The 20,398-nt window shown below is 63.7% G+C and carries 20 protein-coding genes and 1 pseudogene; 13 read left to right on the forward strand and 8 right to left on the reverse strand.

The genetic code is table 11. The features are described from left to right. Window positions 1-27: 27 nt before the first annotated feature. The 8 genes from zwf to J1M86_RS17435 all read right to left on the reverse strand — a co-directional run bounded on the left by zwf (window position 28) and on the right by J1M86_RS17435 (window position 8,653). Entirely contained in the window at window positions 28-1,482 is a 1,455-nt protein-coding gene (gene zwf / locus J1M86_RS17400) for a glucose-6-phosphate dehydrogenase (protein ID WP_206510787.1), read from the reverse strand. A gap of 52 nt (window positions 1,483-1,534) precedes the next feature. Then, window positions 1,535-2,764, reverse strand: a complete 1,230-nt coding sequence (locus J1M86_RS17405; RefSeq protein WP_206510788.1) for a winged helix-turn-helix domain-containing protein — start codon at window positions 2,762-2,764, stop codon at window positions 1,535-1,537. Window positions 2,765-2,806: 42 nt separating this feature from the next. Further along, window positions 2,807-3,256, reverse strand: coding sequence for a flavodoxin family protein (locus tag J1M86_RS17410; RefSeq protein ID WP_075840073.1), 450 nt, complete (start codon window positions 3,254-3,256; stop codon window positions 2,807-2,809). Next, a complete protein-coding gene (locus J1M86_RS17415) occupies window positions 3,256-3,714 on the reverse strand; it encodes a tetratricopeptide repeat protein (protein ID WP_075840217.1) in 459 nt (152 codons plus the stop codon). Before J1M86_RS17415 ends, J1M86_RS17410 begins: the two co-directional genes overlap by 1 nt. Before the next feature lie 5 nt (window positions 3,715-3,719). Then, the gene (gene dapB, locus J1M86_RS17420; RefSeq protein ID WP_206510789.1) at window positions 3,720-4,478 is read right to left on the reverse strand and encodes a 4-hydroxy-tetrahydrodipicolinate reductase; all 759 of its coding nucleotides are present in this window, start codon (window positions 4,476-4,478) and stop codon (window positions 3,720-3,722) included. Window positions 4,479-4,587: 109 nt separating this feature from the next. Next, the gene (locus J1M86_RS17425) at window positions 4,588-5,694 is read right to left on the reverse strand and encodes a zinc-binding dehydrogenase (protein WP_206510790.1); all 1,107 of its coding nucleotides are present in this window, start codon (window positions 5,692-5,694) and stop codon (window positions 4,588-4,590) included. 42 nt (window positions 5,695-5,736) lie between these two features. Continuing rightward, entirely contained in the window at window positions 5,737-8,415 is a 2,679-nt protein-coding gene (locus tag J1M86_RS17430; protein ID WP_206510791.1) for a glucosidase, read from the reverse strand. Between the two features lie 55 nt (window positions 8,416-8,470). Next, window positions 8,471-8,653: a hypothetical protein gene (locus J1M86_RS17435; protein WP_075840218.1), complete on the reverse strand. Its 183-nt coding sequence runs from the start codon at window positions 8,651-8,653 to the stop codon at window positions 8,471-8,473. Between the two features lie 205 nt (window positions 8,654-8,858). Here J1M86_RS17435 and J1M86_RS17440 point away from each other — a divergent pair, with 205 nt between their 5' ends. The 13 genes and pseudogenes from J1M86_RS17440 (at window position 8,859) to nuoK (ending at window position 20,397) form a co-directional block, all read left to right on the forward strand. After that, on the forward strand, window positions 8,859-9,497 hold the full coding sequence (locus J1M86_RS17440) for a hypothetical protein (RefSeq protein WP_206510792.1): 639 nt from the start codon (window positions 8,859-8,861) through the stop codon (window positions 9,495-9,497). An 82-nt stretch (window positions 9,498-9,579) separates the two neighbouring features. Then, window positions 9,580-9,963 carry a response regulator transcription factor gene (locus tag J1M86_RS17445; RefSeq protein WP_206510793.1) on the forward strand — a complete coding sequence of 128 codons (384 nt, stop codon included), beginning with the start codon at window positions 9,580-9,582 and terminating at the stop codon, window positions 9,961-9,963. Window positions 9,964-10,186: 223 nt separating this feature from the next. Beyond that, window positions 10,187-10,546, forward strand: a complete 360-nt coding sequence (locus J1M86_RS17450; protein ID WP_075840076.1) for an NADH-quinone oxidoreductase subunit A — start codon at window positions 10,187-10,189, stop codon at window positions 10,544-10,546. Between the two features lie 40 nt (window positions 10,547-10,586). Beyond that, window positions 10,587-11,141, forward strand: coding sequence for an NADH-quinone oxidoreductase subunit B family protein (locus J1M86_RS17455; RefSeq protein ID WP_075840077.1), 555 nt, complete (start codon window positions 10,587-10,589; stop codon window positions 11,139-11,141). A gap of 8 nt (window positions 11,142-11,149) precedes the next feature. Beyond that, a pseudogene (locus J1M86_RS17460) lies at window positions 11,150-11,791 on the forward strand (NADH-quinone oxidoreductase subunit C); the annotation flags it as partial. Next, entirely contained in the window at window positions 11,791-13,098 is a 1,308-nt protein-coding gene (nuoD, locus tag J1M86_RS17465; RefSeq protein ID WP_206510794.1) for an NADH dehydrogenase (quinone) subunit D, read from the forward strand. The pseudogene J1M86_RS17460 and the gene nuoD, both read left to right, overlap by 1 nt. Continuing rightward, window positions 13,095-13,922, forward strand: coding sequence for an NADH-quinone oxidoreductase subunit NuoE (gene nuoE / locus J1M86_RS17470; RefSeq protein ID WP_206510795.1), 828 nt, complete (start codon window positions 13,095-13,097; stop codon window positions 13,920-13,922). Before nuoD ends, nuoE begins: the two co-directional genes overlap by 4 nt. A gap of 1 nt (window position 13,923) precedes the next feature. Continuing rightward, window positions 13,924-15,222 carry an NADH-quinone oxidoreductase subunit NuoF gene (gene nuoF, locus J1M86_RS17475; RefSeq protein ID WP_206510796.1) on the forward strand — a complete coding sequence of 433 codons (1,299 nt, stop codon included), beginning with the start codon at window positions 13,924-13,926 and terminating at the stop codon, window positions 15,220-15,222. Then, window positions 15,219-17,567, forward strand: coding sequence for an NADH-quinone oxidoreductase subunit G (locus J1M86_RS17480; protein ID WP_206510797.1), 2,349 nt, complete (start codon window positions 15,219-15,221; stop codon window positions 17,565-17,567). Before nuoF ends, J1M86_RS17480 begins: the two co-directional genes overlap by 4 nt. Next, window positions 17,564-18,841, forward strand: coding sequence for an NADH-quinone oxidoreductase subunit NuoH (nuoH, locus tag J1M86_RS17485; RefSeq protein ID WP_206510798.1), 1,278 nt, complete (start codon window positions 17,564-17,566; stop codon window positions 18,839-18,841). Before J1M86_RS17480 ends, nuoH begins: the two co-directional genes overlap by 4 nt. Beyond that, window positions 18,834-19,337 carry an NADH-quinone oxidoreductase subunit NuoI gene (nuoI, locus tag J1M86_RS17490; protein ID WP_241260190.1) on the forward strand — a complete coding sequence of 168 codons (504 nt, stop codon included), beginning with the start codon at window positions 18,834-18,836 and terminating at the stop codon, window positions 19,335-19,337. The genes nuoH and nuoI overlap by 8 nt, the downstream gene beginning before the upstream one ends. Beyond that, complete coding sequence (locus J1M86_RS17495; RefSeq protein WP_206510800.1) at window positions 19,334-20,101, forward strand: NADH-quinone oxidoreductase subunit J; 768 nt, start codon at window positions 19,334-19,336, stop codon at window positions 20,099-20,101. Before nuoI ends, J1M86_RS17495 begins: the two co-directional genes overlap by 4 nt. Next, window positions 20,098-20,397: an NADH-quinone oxidoreductase subunit NuoK gene (gene nuoK, locus J1M86_RS17500; RefSeq protein ID WP_206510801.1), complete on the forward strand. Its 300-nt coding sequence runs from the start codon at window positions 20,098-20,100 to the stop codon at window positions 20,395-20,397. Before J1M86_RS17495 ends, nuoK begins: the two co-directional genes overlap by 4 nt. Window position 20,398: the final 1 nt, after the last annotated feature.

Consider the following 20,398-nt stretch of genomic DNA (forward strand, 5'->3'; position numbering starts at 1 on the left):
TCTACGAACCGACGCAAGGCAGCGCCGTCAGCGCTTTTCACGCCACTCCCGTTCGAATGGCAGCCGCCATGCATGCGGGGCGATCAGCTGGTGAATTGCATTCGGCCCCCAGGACCCCGGCGTGTACTGCCGCACAGGTGGCAGGTCAGCGAGTAGCGGCTGCGACACCTCCCATAACCGCTCGATCCCCTCGGCTGTGGTGAACAGCGTGTGGTCGCCGTGCATGGCGTCGAGAATGAGCCGCTCGTACGCCTCGAGCACATCCGACACACGTTCGGTTTCCTGTAGTGCGAATTGCATGCTCAGTTTGTCCAACCGCATCCCCGGCCCGGGCCTCTTGCCGTAGAAGGACAACGACACCTTCGACGCATCCGCCAAGTCGAACGTGAGGTGGTCCGGCCCGTGCGCACCAACGCCGGACCCCGCCGGAAACATGCTCTTCGGCGGCTCACGGAATGCGATGGAGATTATTCGTTGCCCCTCGGCTAGGCGCTTGCCCGTCCTGAGGTAGAACGGCACACCCGCCCATCGCCAGTTGTCGATTTCGCACTCCAATGCGACGAAGGTGTCCGTTTCCGAGTCCGGTGCCACGCCCGGCTCGGACCGGTAACCCGAGTACTGACCGCGTACCACCTTGCGAGGGTCGAGCGGAAGCATCGACCTGAAGACCTTGTTCTTTTCCTCGCTGATCGCTCTGGGCTCGAGAGCCGTCGGCGGTTCCATCGCCATGAAGGCGAGAACCTGGAACAAGTGGGTGACCACCATGTCCTTGAAGGCGCCGGTATTTTCGTAGAAGTTCGCCCGGCCGTCGAGCGCAAGGGCTTCCGGAATGTCGATCTGCACGTGGTCGATGAAATTTCGGTTCCAGATCGGCTCGAACAAACCGTTCGCGAAGCGAAACGCCAGAATGTTCTGCGCAGGTTCCTTTCCGAGAAAATGGTCGATACGAAAGATCTGCTCCTCGTCGAAAGTCTCGTGCAACCTGGCATTGAGAGCAATCGCGCTCTCGCGGTCCGTTCCGAAAGGCTTCTCCATGATGATCCGAGAATTCTTCACCAGATCGGCGGCGGCGAGCATGTCGACGACTGCCAGCGCAGCTTTCGGAGGGACAGACAAATAGTGCAACCGCTTGACGCCGACACCGAGTTCGATTTCTGCGGTGGCAACGGCCTCCCCCAACGCCGCCGGACCGGACTTCTGCGACACGTAGCTCAATTTCCCCGCGAATTGGCGCCACTGTTCGTCGGAGACCTTTCGGCTCGAGTGCTCGTCGATCGCTTCGAGTGCCATCTGACGAAACTCGTCACTGGTCATCTCTTCCAACGACGTTCCGACAACTCGGATTCGCGGAGCGAGTTCGGACAACGCGAGGTGCATCATCCCCGACAGGAGTTTGCGCTTCGCGAGATCGCCGGTGGCTCCGAAGAGCACCACGACCTGGGGCGACAGCTCGTTCGATTGCGCAGATACGGAAGAGGTCATGTCGGGCATGGTCGCACCATTCTTTCTCGTCCGCTGTCCGAACCTCCGGGGGTCATCCGGTCGCCGGCAACTCGGTCAGAGCCGGCATCAGATCCCCGCGCCCACCGAGGACGACATCCGCCAGCTCGAGCCAGTCGGCCATTTCGCGCAGCACCGGGTGCAATGCCGCCGCAATGACCGTTGCGTCGCGGTCACCGTCGACGAATGCGCCCAGTACCTGCAGTTCCGATCGCGCTCGGTCGCCTTTGAGGTCGACTCGCGCCACGAGTTCGCCGTCCAGCAGAAACGGGAAGACGTAGTAGCCGTGAACTCGCTTGTGCTGCGGGGTGTAGATCTCGATCCGGTAATGGAAGTCGAAGATGCGCTGCACCCGCGGCCGGAAGAAGATCATCGGGTCGAACGGGCACAGGAGGGCAGCGCCGCGAACGGACCGCGGAATCCGTGCATCGGCGTGAAGATAGGCGGGGGCGCCCCAGCCGCGAACCTCGACTTGTTCGAGCACCCCGTCCTCGACCAGATCGGCTATCGCCGCTGTGGTCTGCTTCTGCGAAAGGCGGTAGTAGTCACGCAGATCCGCTTCGGTGGCGACGCCCAGAGCATCCGCCGACCGACCCACCAGCGCACGCACCGCATCGGCCTCGACCACGCGCCGCGCAGCGATGTCGGCAGGTATGACGCGCTCGGTCAAATCATAGTGACGAACGAAGCCTGCCCGTGTGGCCACCGACACCACCCCCGCCGCAAAAAGCTGCTCGCACACGATCTTCACGTCGCTGCGATCCCACCACGGCCCTTTTCTGCCAGGCCGCTCGACGTCGAGCACGCGCTCGATCTCGCCCGCACTGGACGGCCCCAGATCGGCGATCACACCCTGCACTTCCTTCGCGAGCGTCGGGTTCCGCTCCAGAACGGACTTCGCACCGCCCCACCGTCCATGCTCGTAGAGTTCGGTTCGCCAGCGCATCAACGGCCAGTCCTCGACCGGAATCAGCGCAGCTTCGTGCGCCCAGTACTCGACCAGCCGACGCGGACTGCGCGCCGTATCGGTCCACGCGGCCCGATCCACCACACCGCGGTCGTACCGGCCCACACGGCTGAACACGGGAGCGTAGTGCGCGCGCACCAGCACCGATACCGAGTCGATCTGCAACAGATGCGTTCGATCGAGAACCTTGTGCACGGCGCGTGTGGACGCACCCCGTTCCCCCGCCGGATGCGGCGAGGCCAGACCCTGTGCGGCCAGCGCCGTACGCCGAGCCATCGCCGCACTCATTTCACGCATGGACCCAGCCTGCCACGAAGTGAACCGGTCATCCCTGAACCGTCAGGTCATGAGAGTCGCGGCGAGAGTACCGCCGAGCTCGTAGCACGCCTCCCGGCTCGCCTTGTCGACGTTCGTCACCTCCAACGCCGCAGCGGCCTGTTCGAGACCCCATCCGGTCGTGATCTTGCGAACGGCCGCGACCGCCCCCGCTGTGTCGTTGTTGCCGTGCACCCACAAACCGAACGGGCGCGCGGCGACGGCGTCGAGGCATGGGTAGTAGGTGGTGTCGAAGAAGTGCTTCAGGGCACCGCTCATGTAGCCGAAGTTGGCGGGAGTTCCGAACAGGTAGCCGTCGGCGCCGAGGACGTCCGGCACCGTCGCCGCGAGTGCGGGGACACTGCGGACCGTCACCCCCTCGATGTCGGGATCCATCGCGCCTGCCATCACCGACTCGAGCAACTCGCGGGTGACCGGCGAGGGAGTGTGGTGAACGATGAGCAGCGTAGGCATCAGGACTCGTCGCGTTCGAGCGCCACCGCTCGCTTCATCGTCTCGCGGGCACGAGAACGATCACCGGCGTAGTCGTAGGCCCTGGCGAGCCGGTAGGAGTTGCGCCAGTTGTCCGGGTCCTTTTCCCATTCGGACTTGACCTGCGCGAACAGTTCGTCGGCAGCGTCGCGTTCGAGCCGTCCCGACGGCATCCGGGGCAGCTCCGAGACATCGAGTTCCAGGCCTTCGTCATGAACCCGGGACGCAAGACGCTGATGATCCAGACCTGCCTTGAGCGTGGCGAAGACGATCCAGACACCGATGATGGGAAGCAGCAGAACCCCGACACCGAGACCGACGCTGACCGCGTCGCCGTTGCGAAGCAGCGACACGCCCCGACTACCGAGAACGTAGAAGTAGAAGCCCAGAATCGCCACGAGCACGACGATGATGGACAGCACCCTCGTCGACTTGTTCATTGCGATCACAGGTCGAGGAACGAATCGAGCCCGACGGTCAACCCCGGTCGACCGGCGATCTCCCTGACTCCGAGGAGCACTCCCGGCGCGAACGATGTTCGGTCGAGTGAATCGTGCCGGATGGTGAGTGTCTCGCCGGTGGTGCCGAGCAGAACTTCCTGATGCGCCACGAGTCCTGCCAGTCGAATGGAATGCACGCGCACACCTTCTACTTCGGCGCCTCGTGCCCCGTCGAACTCCGCTGTCGTCGCATCCGGGCTCTTCGGTACCCCTGCCTTCGCGCGGGCTGCGGCGATCAATTGGGCTGTGCGGTAAGCGGTACCCGACGGCGCGTCGGCTTTGTTCGGGTGGTGCAATTCGATGACCTCGACGGAGTCGAAGAACCGCGCGGCCTGTTCGGCGAAACGCATTGTCAATACTGCGCCGATCGCAAAATTGGGTGCTATCAGCACTCCGGTTTCGGGCGCGCCCGCCAACCAGGAACGCACCGAGTCGAGGCGGGTGTCGTCGAAACCGGTGGTGCCGACGACGGCGTGGATACCGTTCTCGACAACGAACTTCAGGTTGTCCATCACCACATCGGGGTGGGTGAAGTCGACGACCACGTCGGTGGCCGCGTCGACGAGATTGGTGAGGGGATCGCCCTGGTCCACCGCAGCGACGAGTTCGAGATCCTCCGCGGCCTCCACAGCCGCGCAGATCGCCTGACCCACCTTGCCGCGAGCACCGAGGACGCCGACCCGGACGGGTACTTCTGCACTCACGATTGCTCCGCTCCTCGACTCGAACACTTACGCGCACGCAAGCCTACTGACCTAGACCTCGCCCGCAGTACGCCGGTCGGCGGAGTTGGGTCCGGCTCGTCACGACGCGTCAGTCGAAGGTGATGACTTGACGTATCGCATTTCCGTCGGCGAGTTCGTCCATTCCGCGGTTGATCTCGTCCAGGCCGATTCGAGAGCTGATCAACTTCTCCACCGGCAATCTGCCCTCACGCCACATCTGCGCATATTTCGGAATGTCGCGCGAAGGCACAGCCGATCCCAGGTAGCTGCCGATGATCGTGCGCGCCTCGGCCACCAGTCCGAGCGGGGAGATCGATGATCTTGCGTCGGGGGCAGGTAGGCCGACGGTGACGGTGACGCCACCGGGTGCTGTCGCCGCCACCGCAGCTTCGAAAGCTCGCGCATTTCCAGCGGCCTCGATGACGACGTCGGCCTTGACGGCCAGTTCTTGTCTCTCGGTAGGCGAGAACGTCTGGGTCGCCCCAAGTTCACGGGCCGCGATCAGCTTGTCCGGGACGCCGTCGACGCCGATGACTTCTCCCGCACCAACGGATACTGCCGTCAGGATCGCAGCCATGCCGACGCCACCGAGCCCGATCACCATGACCGACTGACCCGGCTTCGGTTGTCCCGCATTGAGGACGGCACCACCACCGGTGAGCACTGCGCATCCCAGAACGGCGGCGATGTCGGCAGGGATGTCGTCGTCGACCGGGACGACGGACTTGCGGTCGACCACAGCATGCGTGGCGAATCCGGACACGCCGAGGTGGTGCTTGATCTCGACGCCGTCGCGCGTCAGCCGTACGCCACCGCCGAGCAGCGTCCCCTCGTTGTTGGTCGAGCTGCCTGTGACACAGGGCATCCGGCCGTCGGTCCGACATCCGGCGCAGTCGCCGCATCGGGGCAGAAACGTCATGACCACGCGGGCACCGACGGCTATGTCGTCGACACCCGCTCCGACGGACTCGACACGGCCGGCAGCTTCGTGGCCCAGCAGCATCGGAACCGGTCGAATGCGGTTGCCGTCGACAACCGACAGGTCCGAGTGACACAATCCCGCTGCCTCGATTCTGATCAGCAGTTCACCGTCACCAGGAGGCGCCAGGTCCAGTTCCGAAACGGTGAGGGGGCGCGATTGCGCGTAAGGCCGAGAAGATCCGATGTTCTCCAGTACTGCGCCGCGGATTTTCATGGCACCACTCTAGGTGAGCACGAGTCCGACCCGCGGCCGCTCTCAGAGCGGTAGCCGCGGACGCAGCAGATGTGCGACGAGCCCGGTCCATCCGGTCTGGTGCGAGGCCCCCAAACCCTCGCCGGTGTCACCGTCGAAGTACTCGTTGAAGGTGGGATGCACGCTCCAGAGCGGGTCGTCACTGGACTCGATTCGGTCGCCGTCCGCAGGCCGCTTGCCGTTGACCGGACGGAACAACGACGCCAGGCCGTTGTCTATCAGGTCCGCCGCGTCGGTCAACGTGCAGTGGTTGCCGGACCCCGTGGGGATCTCGATGGTGAACGAGTCGCCGTAGTGCCGGCCGTACGCTCGCAGTTTGTCGGCAAGCAGGACATTGACCGGGAACCAGATGGGGCCACGCCAATTCGAGTTGCCACCGAACATTCCGGTGCGGGATTCGCCCGGTTCGTATTCGATGTACAGCGATCGGCCGTCTATCTCGTAGGTGATCCCGTCGCGATATGACGCAGAGAGCGAGCGAATACCGAATGCAGAGAGAAATTCCTCGGAATCGAACATCCGCGACAGCACACGCTTGAGCCGTTCGGGTTCGACGAGTGAGAGCAGCACGCGGACTTCGTCACCGTCTTTTCGCGCGAGCAGGGGGCTGACCATCTCCGGTCGACGCCTCTGCACCCAGCGCAGCCGCGCGGTCAGATCGGGGCACTCCTCCTCGACCCACGACGGTATCTCCGTGGCCCCGAGGATCGGAAGCAATCCGACCATCGACCGAACCCGCATGGGAATCGCATCTCCCTCGGGCGGGACGAGGACGTCGTAGAAGAACCCGTCTTCCTCGTGCCACAGTGAAATATGCTGCGAGCCGAACGATTTGACGGCTCGTGCGATGGAAAGGAAGTGGGTGAAGAACTTGGTTGCCACGTCGTCCCACGCGCTGTCGTACCTGGCGAGTTCGAGAGCAATCTTGAACATCTGCTGGCAGTAGAAGGCCATCCAGCTGGTCGCGTCCGACTGCTCCAGACGAAACCCCGGCGGCAGCGGAGCCGACCTGTTGAACAGTCCGATGTTGTCCATCCCGAGAAATCCGCCCTCGAAGATGTTCGAGCCCTCGGAGTCCTTGCGGTTCACCCACCAAGCGAAATTCAGGAGAAGTTTCGTGAAGACTCGAACGAGGAACTCTCGGTCTCGAAAACCGTCGATGCGGTAGACGTGCCATGCCGCCCATGCATGCACCGGCGGGTTGACGTCGCCGAACTCCCACTCGTAAGCCGGAAGCTGACCGTTGGGGTGCATCGCCCACTCGCGGCACATCAACACGAGCTGTTCCTTGGCGAAGTCGGGGTCGACGTGCGCAAGCGGAATGGCATGAAAGGCCAGATCCCAGGCCGCGAACCACGGATACTCCCACTCGTCGGGCATCGAGATGACATCAGCCAACGCGAGGTGACGCCAGTGGGCGTTGCGAGCGGTCGAGCTCTGCCGCGACGCCGGCGCCGGCTCTCCCACCCTGTCACCTTCGACCCACTGCTCGACGTCGTAGCGGTAGAGCTGCTTCGTCCACAGCAGTCCGGCGTAGGCGCGACGGGCGACATGACGATCGGCGTCGTCGAGATCGGCTCCGATGACAGCATCGTAGAACTCGTCGGCCTCGGCCTGCCGGTCCGCGACCACGGCATCGAATCCGCGACCGAAGGTCTGTTCGTCGGGCGGGTTCATGGACAGGCGCAGCTTGACTTCGACGGTGCCACCGGGCGCGATCTCGTCCAGCTGGAACCAGAACGCGGCCTTCGTGCCGGTCCGCTCCGGATTGACGGCGTCGACATCCCCGCCGACCACTCGGCGCCCGATGCCGTCCTTGCTGTACTGGGAACGGTTCTCCTGTCCCCACAGATCGGCGGCATTGGTCTCGTTGTCGCAGAACAACACGTCCGGATGCCCCTCCGCGCTGAGGTAGTACCTGCCAAGGAAACTGTGATCCGCCTCGATGGCACGCAGGCGTCCGGACTCCAGTTCGTTGGGATCGACGTCGGTGAGGGTGCCACCGCGGTCGTCGCGCCCCCAAGCCCAGGTGTTTCGTAGCCACAGGTGCGGCAACAAATCGAGTGATGCCGTCTCCGGGCCGTGATTGGTGACGGAGATGACGATGCAGATGTCGTCGGGTGAGGCCTTGGCATAGCTGACCTGGACGTCGCAGAATCGGTTCTCTTCGAGTATTCCGGTGTCGGACAGTTCGTACTCGCGGTCGTCTCGGCCGCGACTGGCGTTCTCGTCCCGGAGCTGTTGGTAGGGATACTCCGCGTGGGGATACCGATACAGCCACTGCATCCAACTGTGGGACGGTGTCCCGTCGATCACCCACCAATACTCTTTGGCGTCCTCACCGTGGTTGCCCTCACCGTTGGTGAGTCCGAACAGCCGCTCCTTGAGGATCGGGTCCTTGCGATTCCACACCGCGAATGCGAAGTTGAGGAAGCCGAAACGATCACAGATGCCCCCGAGGCCGTCCTCGCCCCAGCGGTAAGCTCGAGCATGCGCCTGGTCGAACGGAAACGACTGCCACGCGTCTCCGTCCTCCGAGTAGTCCTCGCGCACCGTTCCCCATTGCCTACCAGCGAGGTATGGGCCCCACTGACGCCATGGCCCGCTCACCCCGGGCGACTCGGCAAGCCGAGAATGCTCTGTGGTGGACGGCGTTCTGGGTGCGTCAGGGGCGTCGGTCACGCGTCACAGTCTGCGCTCCCGCTGCCTCGGCTGCACGCCGGCTGGTGTTGCGGGATCAGGAGCAGGCGGCGATCAGACGTGCGACGTCGAGATGATCCAGCCCCTTGGGCGGTGGGTTCTGCAGCAATATCTCCTGCAAACGGCTGACGAACCCTTGACGGCTGACTCCGAAATCGCCGAGCACGTCGTCGCCCGGTCCGTCGCCGCGTGGGAACCGATCGCTCACTTCGTCGCGCATGGCCATCCTTCGACTGCTGTTGGGTGGGGACCGCGGCGTGCGGTGCCGAGTCGGGGGTAACGGCTTCGCACGCCGCGGTCGAGGTTTCTATCGGCGAGGTTCAATGTTCGTTACACATTGATATCAAATGGAACGACCAAGCGCGTCCGGAAGCGATGTGAGCAGCACGAACCGCGTTGCATGCCGACCGGGTAGCGTTCGCTCGATGGCACTGATTCACGATGCGCAGCTATCCCCCAGCAAGATCGACATGCTTCGCGCTTGGGCGCCTGAACAGCCCTGGGCCGCGCATCTCGATATCACCGACGTGACCATCCTCGGCGCCTATCGCTTCGACGATCCCAATGGCGCCGTCGGAATGGAGACCTTCCTTCTGGCCTCTGGTGGCGAGGTACTGCAGGTGCCCTTGACATACCGGGACAGGCCACTTGCCGACGCGCAAGGCCATCTCGTCAACACGATGCAGCATTCAGTTCTCGGGGAGCGCTGGGTGTACGACGCGGTCCATGATCCCGTCTACGTCACCGTCCTCGCTGCAACGATCCTCACCGGTGGTACGCAGGCAGAACTCCAGTACGACTACCCGACGTCACCGGAGAAACGGACTGTGACCACCAGCGTCCGCGGAAGCGGACACGAAGGAACGCCAGTGCCACCCCTCCTCCATGTTCACGTTGCGAATAGCGAAGGAAGAACCACCTTTCGGTCCGAGGCCCTCGAAGTGACTCTCGCCCGGGTCGTCGGCGTTCCCCTGGCACCATCCCCGGATGCCACCCTGACCGGAATCTGGCCGGGGCAGGATACCCCCGCATTGTTGGCCACCGCGCGAGCCGTGCAGGTCTGAATCGGCGTCAGGTTTCTGCCGGTGGGAGTGGGTTACCTCGAATACGCGATGCGTCCCCACAAGTGGACGTAGCATCGCTGTCGTGAACGATCCGCTGCGCATACTGGTGTACAGCAGCAACGCGAACACGCGCGCCGACGTCACCACCGCGATCGGCAAACACCCCGATCCCGAACTGCCCGCATTCGAGTACATCGAAGTGGCGAGCGAACCCATGGTCATCCACCATCTCGATGCCGGCGGCGTAGACCTGGCAATCCTCGACGGCGAAGCCACACCGGCAGGCGGTATGGGTGTCGCCAAGCAGCTGAGGGACGAGTTGGACAACTGCCCGCCACTCGTCGTGCTCACGGGCCGTCCAGACGACAGATGGTTGGCCGACTGGTCGGGAGCGGAGGCCGCGGTCTCGCACCCGATCGATCCATTCGTGCTCACCTCCGCCGTCACCGCGTTGCTTCAGAGCTGACGCGAAACCCCTTCATCACAAGCCATTCCGGCTCGACCGCTACATTCACGTCCAAGATCGACTTTCTCGCCGACACGCTCATCTCGGAGTTCGAAACCGAGACAAGTCGGGGCATCACCCCGGTAGGCTGTGTTTCGGCTCACATTTTTCTATTGGCTAAAGATCTCTTGGCCGACGGAGCTCCTTCAGATGCCCACAAGGCAGGCGCGGAGAGGTGAAAAGGATGAACGAATACATACCCGTCTTCGTCCTGGGTGCTGTCGCCGTTGCCTTCGCCCTCGTATCGGTGCTCATCGCGTCCGTCGTCGGCCCCAAGCGATACAACCGAGCCAAAATGGACGCATACGAGTGCGGTATCGAACCGACCGCGCAACCGATGGGCGCCGGGCGTTATCCGGTGAAGTTCTATCTCACCGCGATGCTCTTCATCATCTTCGACATCGAGATCGTCTTTCTGTACCCGTGGGCAGTGCATTTCGATGCGCTCGGAGTATTCGGCCTTCTGGCCATGGGCATGTTCATCGTCAGCGCCTCCGTTGCCTACGCCTACGAGTGGCGACGAGGCGGACTCAGCTGGGATTAGCGCGCGACACCGTCATCATCGCCGTTGGGAAGGATTTTGCATGGGACTCGAGGAGAAGCTGCCGAGTGGGTTTCTGCTGACCACGGTCGAGGGTCTCGCGGGCTACGTTCGAAAGGGTTCGCTGTGGCCGGCGACGTTCGGACTCGCGTGCTGCGCAATCGAGATGATGGCGACGACCTCCGGACGATTCGACATCGCGCGTTTCGGAATGGAGGCTTTCCGAGCCTCACCGCGACAGGCAGATCTGATGATCGTGGCGGGGCGCGTGAGCCAGAAGATGGCTCCGGTTCTGCGTCAGATCTACGACCAGATGGCCGAACCGAAATGGGTTCTGGCGATGGGTGTCTGCGCCTCGTCGGGCGGGATGTTCAACAATTACGCCATCGTCCAGGGCGTCGATCACGTCGTGCCGGTAGACATCTACCTTCCTGGCTGCCCGCCTCGGCCCGAGATGCTGCTCAACGCAATCATGATGTTGCACGAAAAGATTCAAGAAATGCCCCTCGGCGCGGACCGCGAGAAGGTCGCCCGTGCCGCCGAGGCAGCGGCGATGGACATTCGGCCGACGATCGAGGCGAAGGGGTTGCTGCGGTGACGTCCGACCGTCGAGGCATGTTCGGGGTACGTGGAACAGGCGATACCTCCGGCTACGGAAAACTGGCCTCGCAAACCTACGTCCAAGGCAGCACAGAGAGACCGTTCGGCAGCTACTTCGACTCCATCGCAGACCATCTCGAGCGCGCCCTCCTCGCCGAAAATCTGCCGTTCGACGAGGCCGTGGAAAGTGTGGTGGTCTTCCGAGGCGAGCTAACCCTCCATATTCGCCGCGAGCACCTCCCGAGTACCGCCCGAGCGCTGCGCAATGATCCCCAGCTTCGATTCGAAATGTGCTTGGGCGTCAACGGAGTTCACTATCCACGCAACGAGGGCCGCGAACTGCACGCGGTCTATCCGCTACTCTCCATCACGCACAATCGTCGGGTTCGTCTCGAAGTCTCGGTACCGGACTCCGATCCTCACATCCCGACCCTGGTCGGGATCTACCCGACGAACGATTGGCACGAGCGGGAGACCTGGGACTTCTTCGGCATTCGATTCGACGGGCACCCCTCCCTCACTCGGATCCAGATGCCGGACGACTGGGTCGGACACCCGCAGCGCAAGGACTATCCACTCGGCGGAATCCCAGTCGAATACAAGGGCGCGAGCATTCCTCCACCCGACCAACGGCGGGAGTACAACTGATGACCGGTATCTCCGATCGCGAAAAGGCTTTCACGGTGTCGGGCCAGGATTGGGACGATGTCGTCGCCGCTGCCGCCGAGAGCACCGCCGACGAGCGCATCGTGGTGAACATGGGACCGCAACACCCCTCCACACACGGTGTGTTGCGGCTCATTCTCGAGATCGAGGCCGAGACTGTCACAGAGGCTCGTTGCGGTATCGGATATCTGCATACCGGCATCGAGAAGAACCTCGAGTTTCGGAACTGGACCCAGGGCGTCACCTTCGTCACTCGGATGGACTACCTGTCACCGTTCTTCAACGAAACCGCCTACTGCCTCGGCGTCGAGAAGTTGCTCGACATCACCGACGACATACCGGAACGCGCGACCGTGGTGCGCGTCCTGCTGATGGAACTGAACCGCATCTCCTCGCACCTCGTCGCGCTCGCCACCGGCGGGATGGAACTGGGTGCGGTGACGGCGATGCTCTTCGGGTTTCGCGAGCGCGAACTCATTCTCGACGTGTTCGAACTGGTCACCGGATTGCGCATGAACCACGCCTACATCCGGCCTGGGGGCCTCGCCCAGGATCTGCCCGACGATGCCATCGGCAAAATTCGCCAGCTGTTGAAGACCCTGCCGGACAGGCTGCGAGACATGTCGAAGCTGCTCGACGACAACAAGATATGGAAGGCACGCACCCAGGGCATCGGTTACCTGGACCTCACTGGGTGCATGGCACTGGGTATCACCGGGCCGATGCTCCGCTCGACTGGTCTCCCGCACGATCTGCGGGTTTCACAACCCTACTGCGGCTACGAAACCTACGAGTTCGACGTATGCACCGACACCGGATGCGATGCCTTCGGGCGCTACGTCATTCGAGTCGCAGAGATGAAAGAGTCCCTCAAGATCGTCGAGCAGTGCCTGGACAGATTGCGGCCCGGTCCAGTGATGGTCGAGGACAAGAAGATTGCGTGGCCGGCGGACCTGACGGTGGGGCCCGACGGCATGGGCAACTCGGACGAACATGTTCGGGACATCATGGACACGTCGATGGAGTCGCTCATCCACCATTTCAAGTTGGTGACCGAGGGATTCCGCGTGCCGCCCGGGCAGGTGTACGTAGCCGTCGAGTCTCCTCGCGGCGAGCTGGGTGTGCACATGGTCAGCGACGGGGGAACGAGGCCGTTCCGAGTGCACTATCGAGACCCCTCTTTCACCAACCTTCAAGCCGTCGCGGCGACGTGTGAGGGCGGCATGGTCGCCGACGTCATTGCTGCAGTGGCCAGTATCGATCCCGTGATGGGTGGTGTGGACCGATGACCGAGAGAGTGTTTCTGCAGCTCGGTACACGCCCAGTGCCGTATCCCGAAGACGTGCGTGCCCGGCTCGACCGCGACGCCGATACGATCATCGCGAGGTATTCGCTGCCCGAGGCACCGGATCCGCAGATGGCCCGATCTGCGTTGCTGCCCCTGCTGCACCTGGTGCAGGCCGAGGACGGTTTCGTCTCGCCCACTGGAATCGAGTTCTGCGCGGACCGGTTGGGGTTGACGGGCGCAGAGGTCACGGCGGTCTCCACGTTCTACTCGATGTATCGCCGCGAACCCACCGGCGACTATCTGGTCGGGGTGTGTACCAACACGCTGTGTGCCGTGATGGGCGGTGACGCCATCTTCGAGGCGCTCCAAGACCACCTCGATTCCGGCGACGACCGTCTGACCCTGACGCGTGTCGAGTGCAACGCCGCGTGTGACTACGCGCCCGTCGTGATGGTGAACTGGGAGTTCTTCGACGATCAAACCCCTGAATCGGCTCGTGCACTTGTAGATTCACTGCGCATCGGCGAGGAGGTCGTCCCCACCCGCGGCGCCTCACTGTGCACCTTCAAGGAGACGCAGAGAATTCTCGCCGGCTTCCCGGACGAGCGGCCCGGTGCGGCCCACGCCGGCGGCCGGGTGGGCGAGCCGACGCTGGCCGGCCTACATATCGCGCAGGACGCCGGAATGACCGCGCCGACGGTGTCGCACCCGACCGACAGCGGCGCAGCACCTCTCGATTCCGAGGAGGCCACCGCGGCTGCGACCACCAAGGACAAGCCGGCACCTGCCCCGACGGAATCCGTTCCGCCCGAGAAGGGAGAATGACGTGCCGCTGACGCCTGTGCTGAGCCGATACTGGGACGACCCCGAGTCCTGGACACTCGAGACCTATGAACGACATGACGGCTACCGCGGCCTGCGCCGGGCACTCGACATGCCGCAAGATGACGTCATCGCGCTGGTCAAGGATGCTGGTCTCCGCGGACGGGGCGGCGCCGGCTTCCCGACGGGCATGAAGTGGAGCTTCATCCCGCAGGGGGACGGCAAACCTCACTATCTGGTGGTCAACGCCGACGAATCCGAGCCCGGGACGTGCAAGGACATGCCGCTCCTGCTGGCCACCCCGCAGGTCCTGCTGGAGGGAATCGTGATCGCCGCCTATGCGATCCGCGCGCACCGCGCCTACATCTACCTCCGAGGCGAAGTAGTTCCGGTGCTGCGACGCGTGCAGGCCGCGGTCGCCGAAGCCTATGCGGCCGGATACCTGGGCAAGAACATCCTGGGTAGCGGCTTCGATCTGGACGTCGTGGTGCACGCCGGGGCGGGCGCGTACATCTGCGGCGAGGAGACGGCGCTGTTGGACTCGCTCGAGGGGCGGCGCGGGCAACCCCGCCTACGACCTCCGTTTCCAGCGGTCGCCGGGCTGTACGCCTGCCCTACCGTCGTCAACAACGTCGAGTCGATCGCAAGCGTCCCGGCCATCATCGACAACGGCGTCGACTGGTTCCGCTCCATGGGTAGCGAGAAATCGCCTGGTTTCACACTGTATTCACTGTCGGGCCATGTTGTCCGGCCCGGTCAGTACGAGGCGCCGCTCGGCATCACCCTTCGTGAACTACTCGGCTACGCGGGAGGCATCAGGGAGGGCCACACCCTGAAGTTCTGGACACCCGGTGGCTCGTCGACTCCTATTTTCACCGACGAGCACCTCGATGTGCCGTTGGACTACGAGGGTGTCGCAGCCGCCGGTTCGATGCTCGGAACCAAGGCTCTGCAGCTCTTCGACGACACCACCTGCGTCGTGCGAGCGGTTCGCCGATGGACCGAGTTCTACGCGCACGAATCGTGCGGCAAGTGCACTCCCTGCCGCGAGGGAACATACTGGCTGGTTCAGATCTACGAGCGACTCGAGACCGGTCGTGGCACCGAATCGGACCTCGACAAGCTCGTCGACATCGCCGATAGCATCCTCGGAAAGTCGTTCTGCGCGCTCGGCGATGGAGCCGTCAGTCCGATCACGTCATCGCTTCGGTATTTCCGGGCCGAATACCTCGCACACCTCGGTGCGCCCTGCCCGTTCGATCCACATCGCTGCACGACCATGGCGAAGGAGCTGAGCGCATGAGCGTCGAGGTGAAGATGGTGACCGCGAGTATCGACGGAACCGAGATCTCGGTGCCCGTCGGCACCCTGGTCATCAGAGCGGCCGAGAGCCTCGGCATCCAGATACCGCGGTTCTGCGATCATCCGCTGCTGGATCCGGTCGGCGCGTGCCGCCAATGTCTCGTCGATGTGGAAGGACAGCGCAAGCCGCTCGCATCCTGCACCACAACGGTTACCGAGGGCATGGTCGTGCGCACTCAGCTCAGCTCCCAGGCGGCCGCGAAGGCCCAAGAGGGTGTCATGGAATTGCTGCTGATCAATCACCCGCTGGACTGCCCGGTGTGCGACAAGGGCGGTGAATGTCCGCTGCAGAATCAGGCGATGTCGGCGGGCCGGGCCGAGTCACGATTCGAGGGCGTCAAGCGCACCTTCCCCAAACCTATCGCGCTGTCTTCGGAGGTACTTCTCGATCGCGAGCGGTGCGTGCTGTGCGCGAGGTGTACTCGTTTCTCGCAGCAGATCGCCGGTGATCCGTTCATCGAGCTCACCGAGCGTGGGGCACTGCAACAGGTGGGGATCTCGCCCAGCGAACCGTTCGAATCCTACTTCTCCGGCAACACCGTCCAGGTGTGTCCCGTCGGCGCGCTCACCGGCGCCGCATACAGGTTCCGCGCACGGCCCTACGATCTGGTGTCGACCCCGAGCGTATGCGAACACTGCGCGAGCGGCTGCGCGGGACGCACCGACCATCGGCGCGGAAAGGTGTTGCGGCGTCTCGCCGGCGACGACCCGGAGGTCAACGAGGAATGGAACTGCGACAAGGGCCGGTGGGCATTCACCTACGCCACCGAGCCGGACCGGATCACCGGACCACTCGTCCGCGGCGCGGACGGTCACCTCGCCCCCGCATCATGGTCCGAGGCGATTGCGGCGGCGGCACGTGGACTGGCTGCAGCGAAGGCGAACGTGGGCGTCCTCGTCGGTGGTAGATCTACCGCCGAGGACGCGTACGCCTACGCGAAGTTCGCTCGAACAGTACTCGGCACCAACAACATCGACTTTCGCGCCCGAGCGCACAGCAGTGAAGAGGCGGAGTTCCTGACCTTCCAGGTCGCCGGGCGTGAATGTGACGTCACATACCGAAGCCTCGAGCAGGCGCCCGCGGTTCTGCTCATCGGCTTCGAGCCGGAAGAGGAGTCACCCATCGTATTTCTGCGTCTGCGCAAAGCCGTGCGGACCAACGGTCAAGAAATCACTGCCATCGCACCATTGAAGTCCGCGGGAGTGACCAAGCTCGGGGCTCGGCTGATCACCTGCCTACCCACCGCCGAATCCGCAGAGTTGGACGCGATGACGGATGTCGCGCCGGGCACGATCGTTCTCGCCGGTGAACGGCTCGCCGAAACTCCCGGCGGGCTGTCCGCTCTCGTCCGTTTCGCCGAGCGGACAGCGGCGAAAATCGCGTGGATTCCGCGTCGCGCGGGCGACCGCAGCGCACTCGAGATGGGCGCTCTGCCCACTCTGCTGCCTGGGGGAAGACCGGTATCCGATGAGGCCGCGCGAACAGAACTGGCGCAGCTGTGGGGAACCGAGCTACCAGTCACCGAGGGGCTCGACACGGCGGCAATCCTGCACGCAGCGCAGGACGGGGCTGCTCTCGTCGTCGGTGGCGTGGAGCTCGCCGACCTACCCGATCCGGCTGCGGCGGCTGCCGCACTGGACGGCTCGGCCTTCGTCGTCAGCCTGGAACTGCGCCGCAGCGCCGTCACCGATCGAGCCGATGTGGTGTTCCCCGTCGCGCCGGTCACCGAGAAGGCCGGAACCTTCATCGACTGGGAGGGCCGGCGCAGACCGTTCGAACCCGCGATAACGGGCACACGATCGTTGAACGACGGCCGTGTTCTGCACGCACTCGCAGCCGAGATGGGGTCGGCACTCGGGCTGCCGGACGTCGATTCCGCGCGCCGAGAGATCGCGTCGCTGCGGCCCTGGACAGGTACCCGCGGCAGCGCGCCCGATCGACGATCTCGGCCGGCGCAGAGCCCAGGCCCTGGCGAGGCCGTGCTCTCGACGTGGCGGATGCTCCTGGACGCCGGTCGGATGCAGGATGGAGAGCCTCATCTCGCGGGAACGGCGCGCGTACCCGTCGTACGCCTTTCCGCCACCACAGCCGATGAGATCGGTGCGCGCGAAGGCGACCACGTCAGTGTCGGTTCCAGCCGAGGGACAGTGACGTTGCCGCTCACGGTGACCGAGATGCCCGATCGTGTCGTCTGGCTGCCGATGCGGTCGCACGGCTCTGAGGTCAACGCTCAGCTCGGTGTCGGCAGCGGTGCGACCGTCACCATCGCGGCGGTGACACGGTGACTCCCGGGTTCGGCCAGGATCCCTGGTGGCTGGTGGTCGGCAAGGCAGTAGCAATCTTCGTCTTCCTCATTCTGACCCCGCTGGTCGCCATCATCGCCGAGCGCAGGGTGATGGCCCGTATGCAGATGCGTATCGGACCGAATCGGGTCGGACCCGGCGGAATCCTGCAGAGCCTCGCCGATGGAGTCAAACTCGCGCTGAAGGAGGGCATCGTCCCCAAGGGGGTCGACAAGCCGATCTATCTGTTGGCGCCGGTGATTGCTGCGGTGCCCGCGTTCATGGCGTTTGCGGTGATCCCCTTCGGTCCCGAAGTGTCGATCCTCGGTGTGCGAACGCCGCTGCAGCTCACCGACTTTCCAGTGGGTGTTCTGTACATCCTCGCGGTGACCTCGGTCGGTGTGTACGGGATAGTTCTCGCTGGATGGGCCTCCGGGTCCACTTATCCTCTACTCGGAGGCCTACGGTCCACCGCACAGGTCATCTCGTACGAAATCGCCATGGGCCTGTCGTTCACAGCGGTGTTCCTGTACGCGGGGACAATGTCCACCTCAGGAATCGTTGCGGCGCAGGCCAACACCTGGTACATCTTCTTGCTCTTTCCCTCGTTTGCCATCTATCTGACCTCGATGGTGGGGGAAACGAATCGGGCCCCCTTCGATCTGCCCGAAGCCGAGGGCGAACTGGTCGGAGGCTTCCACACCGAGTACTCGTCGCTGAACTTCGCGATGTTCATGCTCGCCGAGTACGTCAACATGGTGACTGTCTCGGCCCTGGCCACAACGTTGTTTCTGGGCGGATGGCGCGCACCGTTCCCGATCAGCATGTGGGAGGGCGCGAATTCGGGGTGGTGGCCGGTGCTGTGGTTCACCCTCAAGGTCTGGGTGTTCCTGTTCGTCTTCATCTGGCTGCGCGCGACGCTTCCTCGCCTGCGCTACGACCAGTTCATGAATCTGGGCTGGAAGGTTCTCATCCCGATCTCACTGGTGTGGATCATGCTGGTCGCCACCGTGCGAGCGTTCCAGATCGAGGGATACCCCTCGATCGCCGTTGCACTGGTGGTGGCAGGGGCCATCGTTGCGCTTCTCGCGGCGTGGTTCGTTCGACGCCGCCTCCGCAGCAGGTCCGTAGCGCCGATACCAGCCGGTCAGATGCCGTTCGATGCCACGCCGTTCGATGCCATGGCGGGCGGTTTCCCGGTACCACCGCTGCCTGGACAAACCGGGCCCGAACAAACGCCCCCGACAGATGACGCGAAGGAGCGCAGCGATGCCTGAATTCTTGGGACCCATAGCGGGCTTCGGTGTCACGTTCGGCACCATGTTCAAGAAGCCGCTCACCGAGCTGTATCCCGAGGAGAAGGCGCCGACCGCGAGGCGCTACCACGGGCGACATCAACTCAACCGCTACGCCGACGGTCTGGAAAAGTGCATCGGCTGCGAACTGTGCGCGTGGGCGTGCCCGGCAGATGCGATCTACGTCGAGGGCGCCGACAACACCGAGGAGGAGCGCTACTCCCCCGGTGAGCGATACGGGCAGGTCTACCAGATCAACTATCTGCGCTGCATCGGTTGCGGGCTGTGCATCGAAGCCTGTCCCACCCGAGCGCTCACGATGACCAACGAGTACGAGATCGCCGACGACAATCGGGCCGACCTGATCTACGAAAAGGACCAACTGCTCGCCCCCACTCCCCCCGGGGCGCAACCGGCCCCGCACGCCATGCCCGATGGCGCCACGGCGGCCGACTACTACCGGGGGTCGATCACGTGAACACCTCCACGGCAGAAGCGGTGCAGTTCTGGTTGCTCGGTGGTCTCGCAGTCGTGGGCTCGATCGCGATGGTTGCCGCCAGAAAGGCCGTGTACTCGGCCCTCTTCCTGGCCGTCACCATGATCATCCTCGCCGTCTTCTACATCGCCCAGGGAGCTGTCTTCCTCGGCGTCGTGCAAGTCGTCGTCTACACCGGCGCAGTGATGATGCTGTTCCTGTTCGTCCTCATGCTCGTGGGTGTGGACTCGGCGGACTCGCTCACCGAGACGATCAAAGGCCAACGCCCCGCCGCCGTGGCCGCAGGCGTCGGGTTCGGGCTCGTCGTGATCGGTGCCATCGGCAACGCATCTGTCGAGTCAGGTCGGCCCGAGTTCATCGGTCTGGAAGAAGCGAACGCGGGCGGCAACGTGGAAGGTCTCGCCGAGCTCATCTTCGTCCGGTACCTATGGGCCTTCGAACTCACCGGAGTCCTACTCATCATCGCCACGATCGGAGCCATGGTCCTTGCCCATCGAGAGCGTTTCGAGGAGCGAAAGGGCCAGCAGGAGTTGTCGCAACAGCGATTCCGAGACGGTACGCAGGTGACACCACTGCCGAGTCCCGGGGTGTACGCGCGTCACAACGCAGTCGACTGGCCCGCGCGACTCCCCGATGGGTCGCCGTCGGAACTGTCGATCAATCCGATGCACCGTGGACACCGGAACGACCGTGACGGGGGCCAGGAGTGGAGCCTGCGGAACGACCGTGACGGGGGGAAACAGTGAATCCGGAGAACTACATCTACCTGTCGGTACTGCTTTTCTCGATCGGTGCCGCTGGAGTTCTACTGCGCCGCAATGCAATCGTGGTGTTCATGTGCATCGAGTTGATGCTCAACGCGGCGAATCTGGCTTTCGTGACGTTTGCCCGCATGCACGGGAATCTGGAGGGACAGGTCTTCGCCTTCTTCACCATGGTCGTTGCTGCCGCCGAGGTGGTCGTCGGACTCGCGATCATCATGACCATCTTCCGCACCCGTCGATCTGCGTCGGTCGACGACGTGAATCTGCTGAAGTACTGAT

The organism is Rhodococcus sp. KRD197, assembly GCF_017168235.1.
Taxonomy (GTDB): domain Bacteria; phylum Actinomycetota; class Actinomycetes; order Mycobacteriales; family Mycobacteriaceae; genus Rhodococcoides.

Bases quoted from the DNA above. Each gene is read 5' to 3' on its own strand.
- J1M86_RS17480 (WP_206510797.1), top strand. From the start codon at position 15,219: ATGAGCGTCGAGGTGAAGATGGTGACCGCGAGTATCGACGGAACCGAG.
- J1M86_RS17440 (WP_206510792.1), top strand. From the start codon at position 8,859: ATGGCACTGATTCACGATGCGCAGCTATCCCCCAGCAAGATCGACATG.
- J1M86_RS17450 (WP_075840076.1), top strand. From the start codon at position 10,187: ATGAACGAATACATACCCGTCTTCGTCCTGGGTGCTGTCGCCGTTGCC.
- nuoE (WP_206510795.1), top strand. From the start codon at position 13,095: ATGACCGAGAGAGTGTTTCTGCAGCTCGGTACACGCCCAGTGCCGTAT.
- J1M86_RS17415 (WP_075840217.1), bottom strand. From the start codon at position 3,714: ATGAACAAGTCGACGAGGGTGCTGTCCATCATCGTCGTGCTCGTGGCG.
- nuoD (WP_206510794.1), top strand. From the start codon at position 11,791: ATGACCGGTATCTCCGATCGCGAAAAGGCTTTCACGGTGTCGGGCCAG.
- J1M86_RS17455 (WP_075840077.1), top strand. From the start codon at position 10,587: ATGGGACTCGAGGAGAAGCTGCCGAGTGGGTTTCTGCTGACCACGGTC.
- J1M86_RS17410 (WP_075840073.1), bottom strand. From the start codon at position 3,256: ATGCCTACGCTGCTCATCGTTCACCACACTCCCTCGCCGGTCACCCGC.
- nuoI (WP_241260190.1), top strand. From the start codon at position 18,834: ATGCCTGAATTCTTGGGACCCATAGCGGGCTTCGGTGTCACGTTCGGC.
- J1M86_RS17405 (WP_206510788.1), bottom strand. From the start codon at position 2,764: ATGCGTGAAATGAGTGCGGCGATGGCTCGGCGTACGGCGCTGGCCGCA.
- J1M86_RS17425 (WP_206510790.1), bottom strand. From the start codon at position 5,694: ATGAAAATCCGCGGCGCAGTACTGGAGAACATCGGATCTTCTCGGCCT.
- zwf (WP_206510787.1), bottom strand. From the start codon at position 1,482: ATGACCTCTTCCGTATCTGCGCAATCGAACGAGCTGTCGCCCCAGGTC.
- J1M86_RS17435 (WP_075840218.1), bottom strand. From the start codon at position 8,653: ATGCGCGACGAAGTGAGCGATCGGTTCCCACGCGGCGACGGACCGGGC.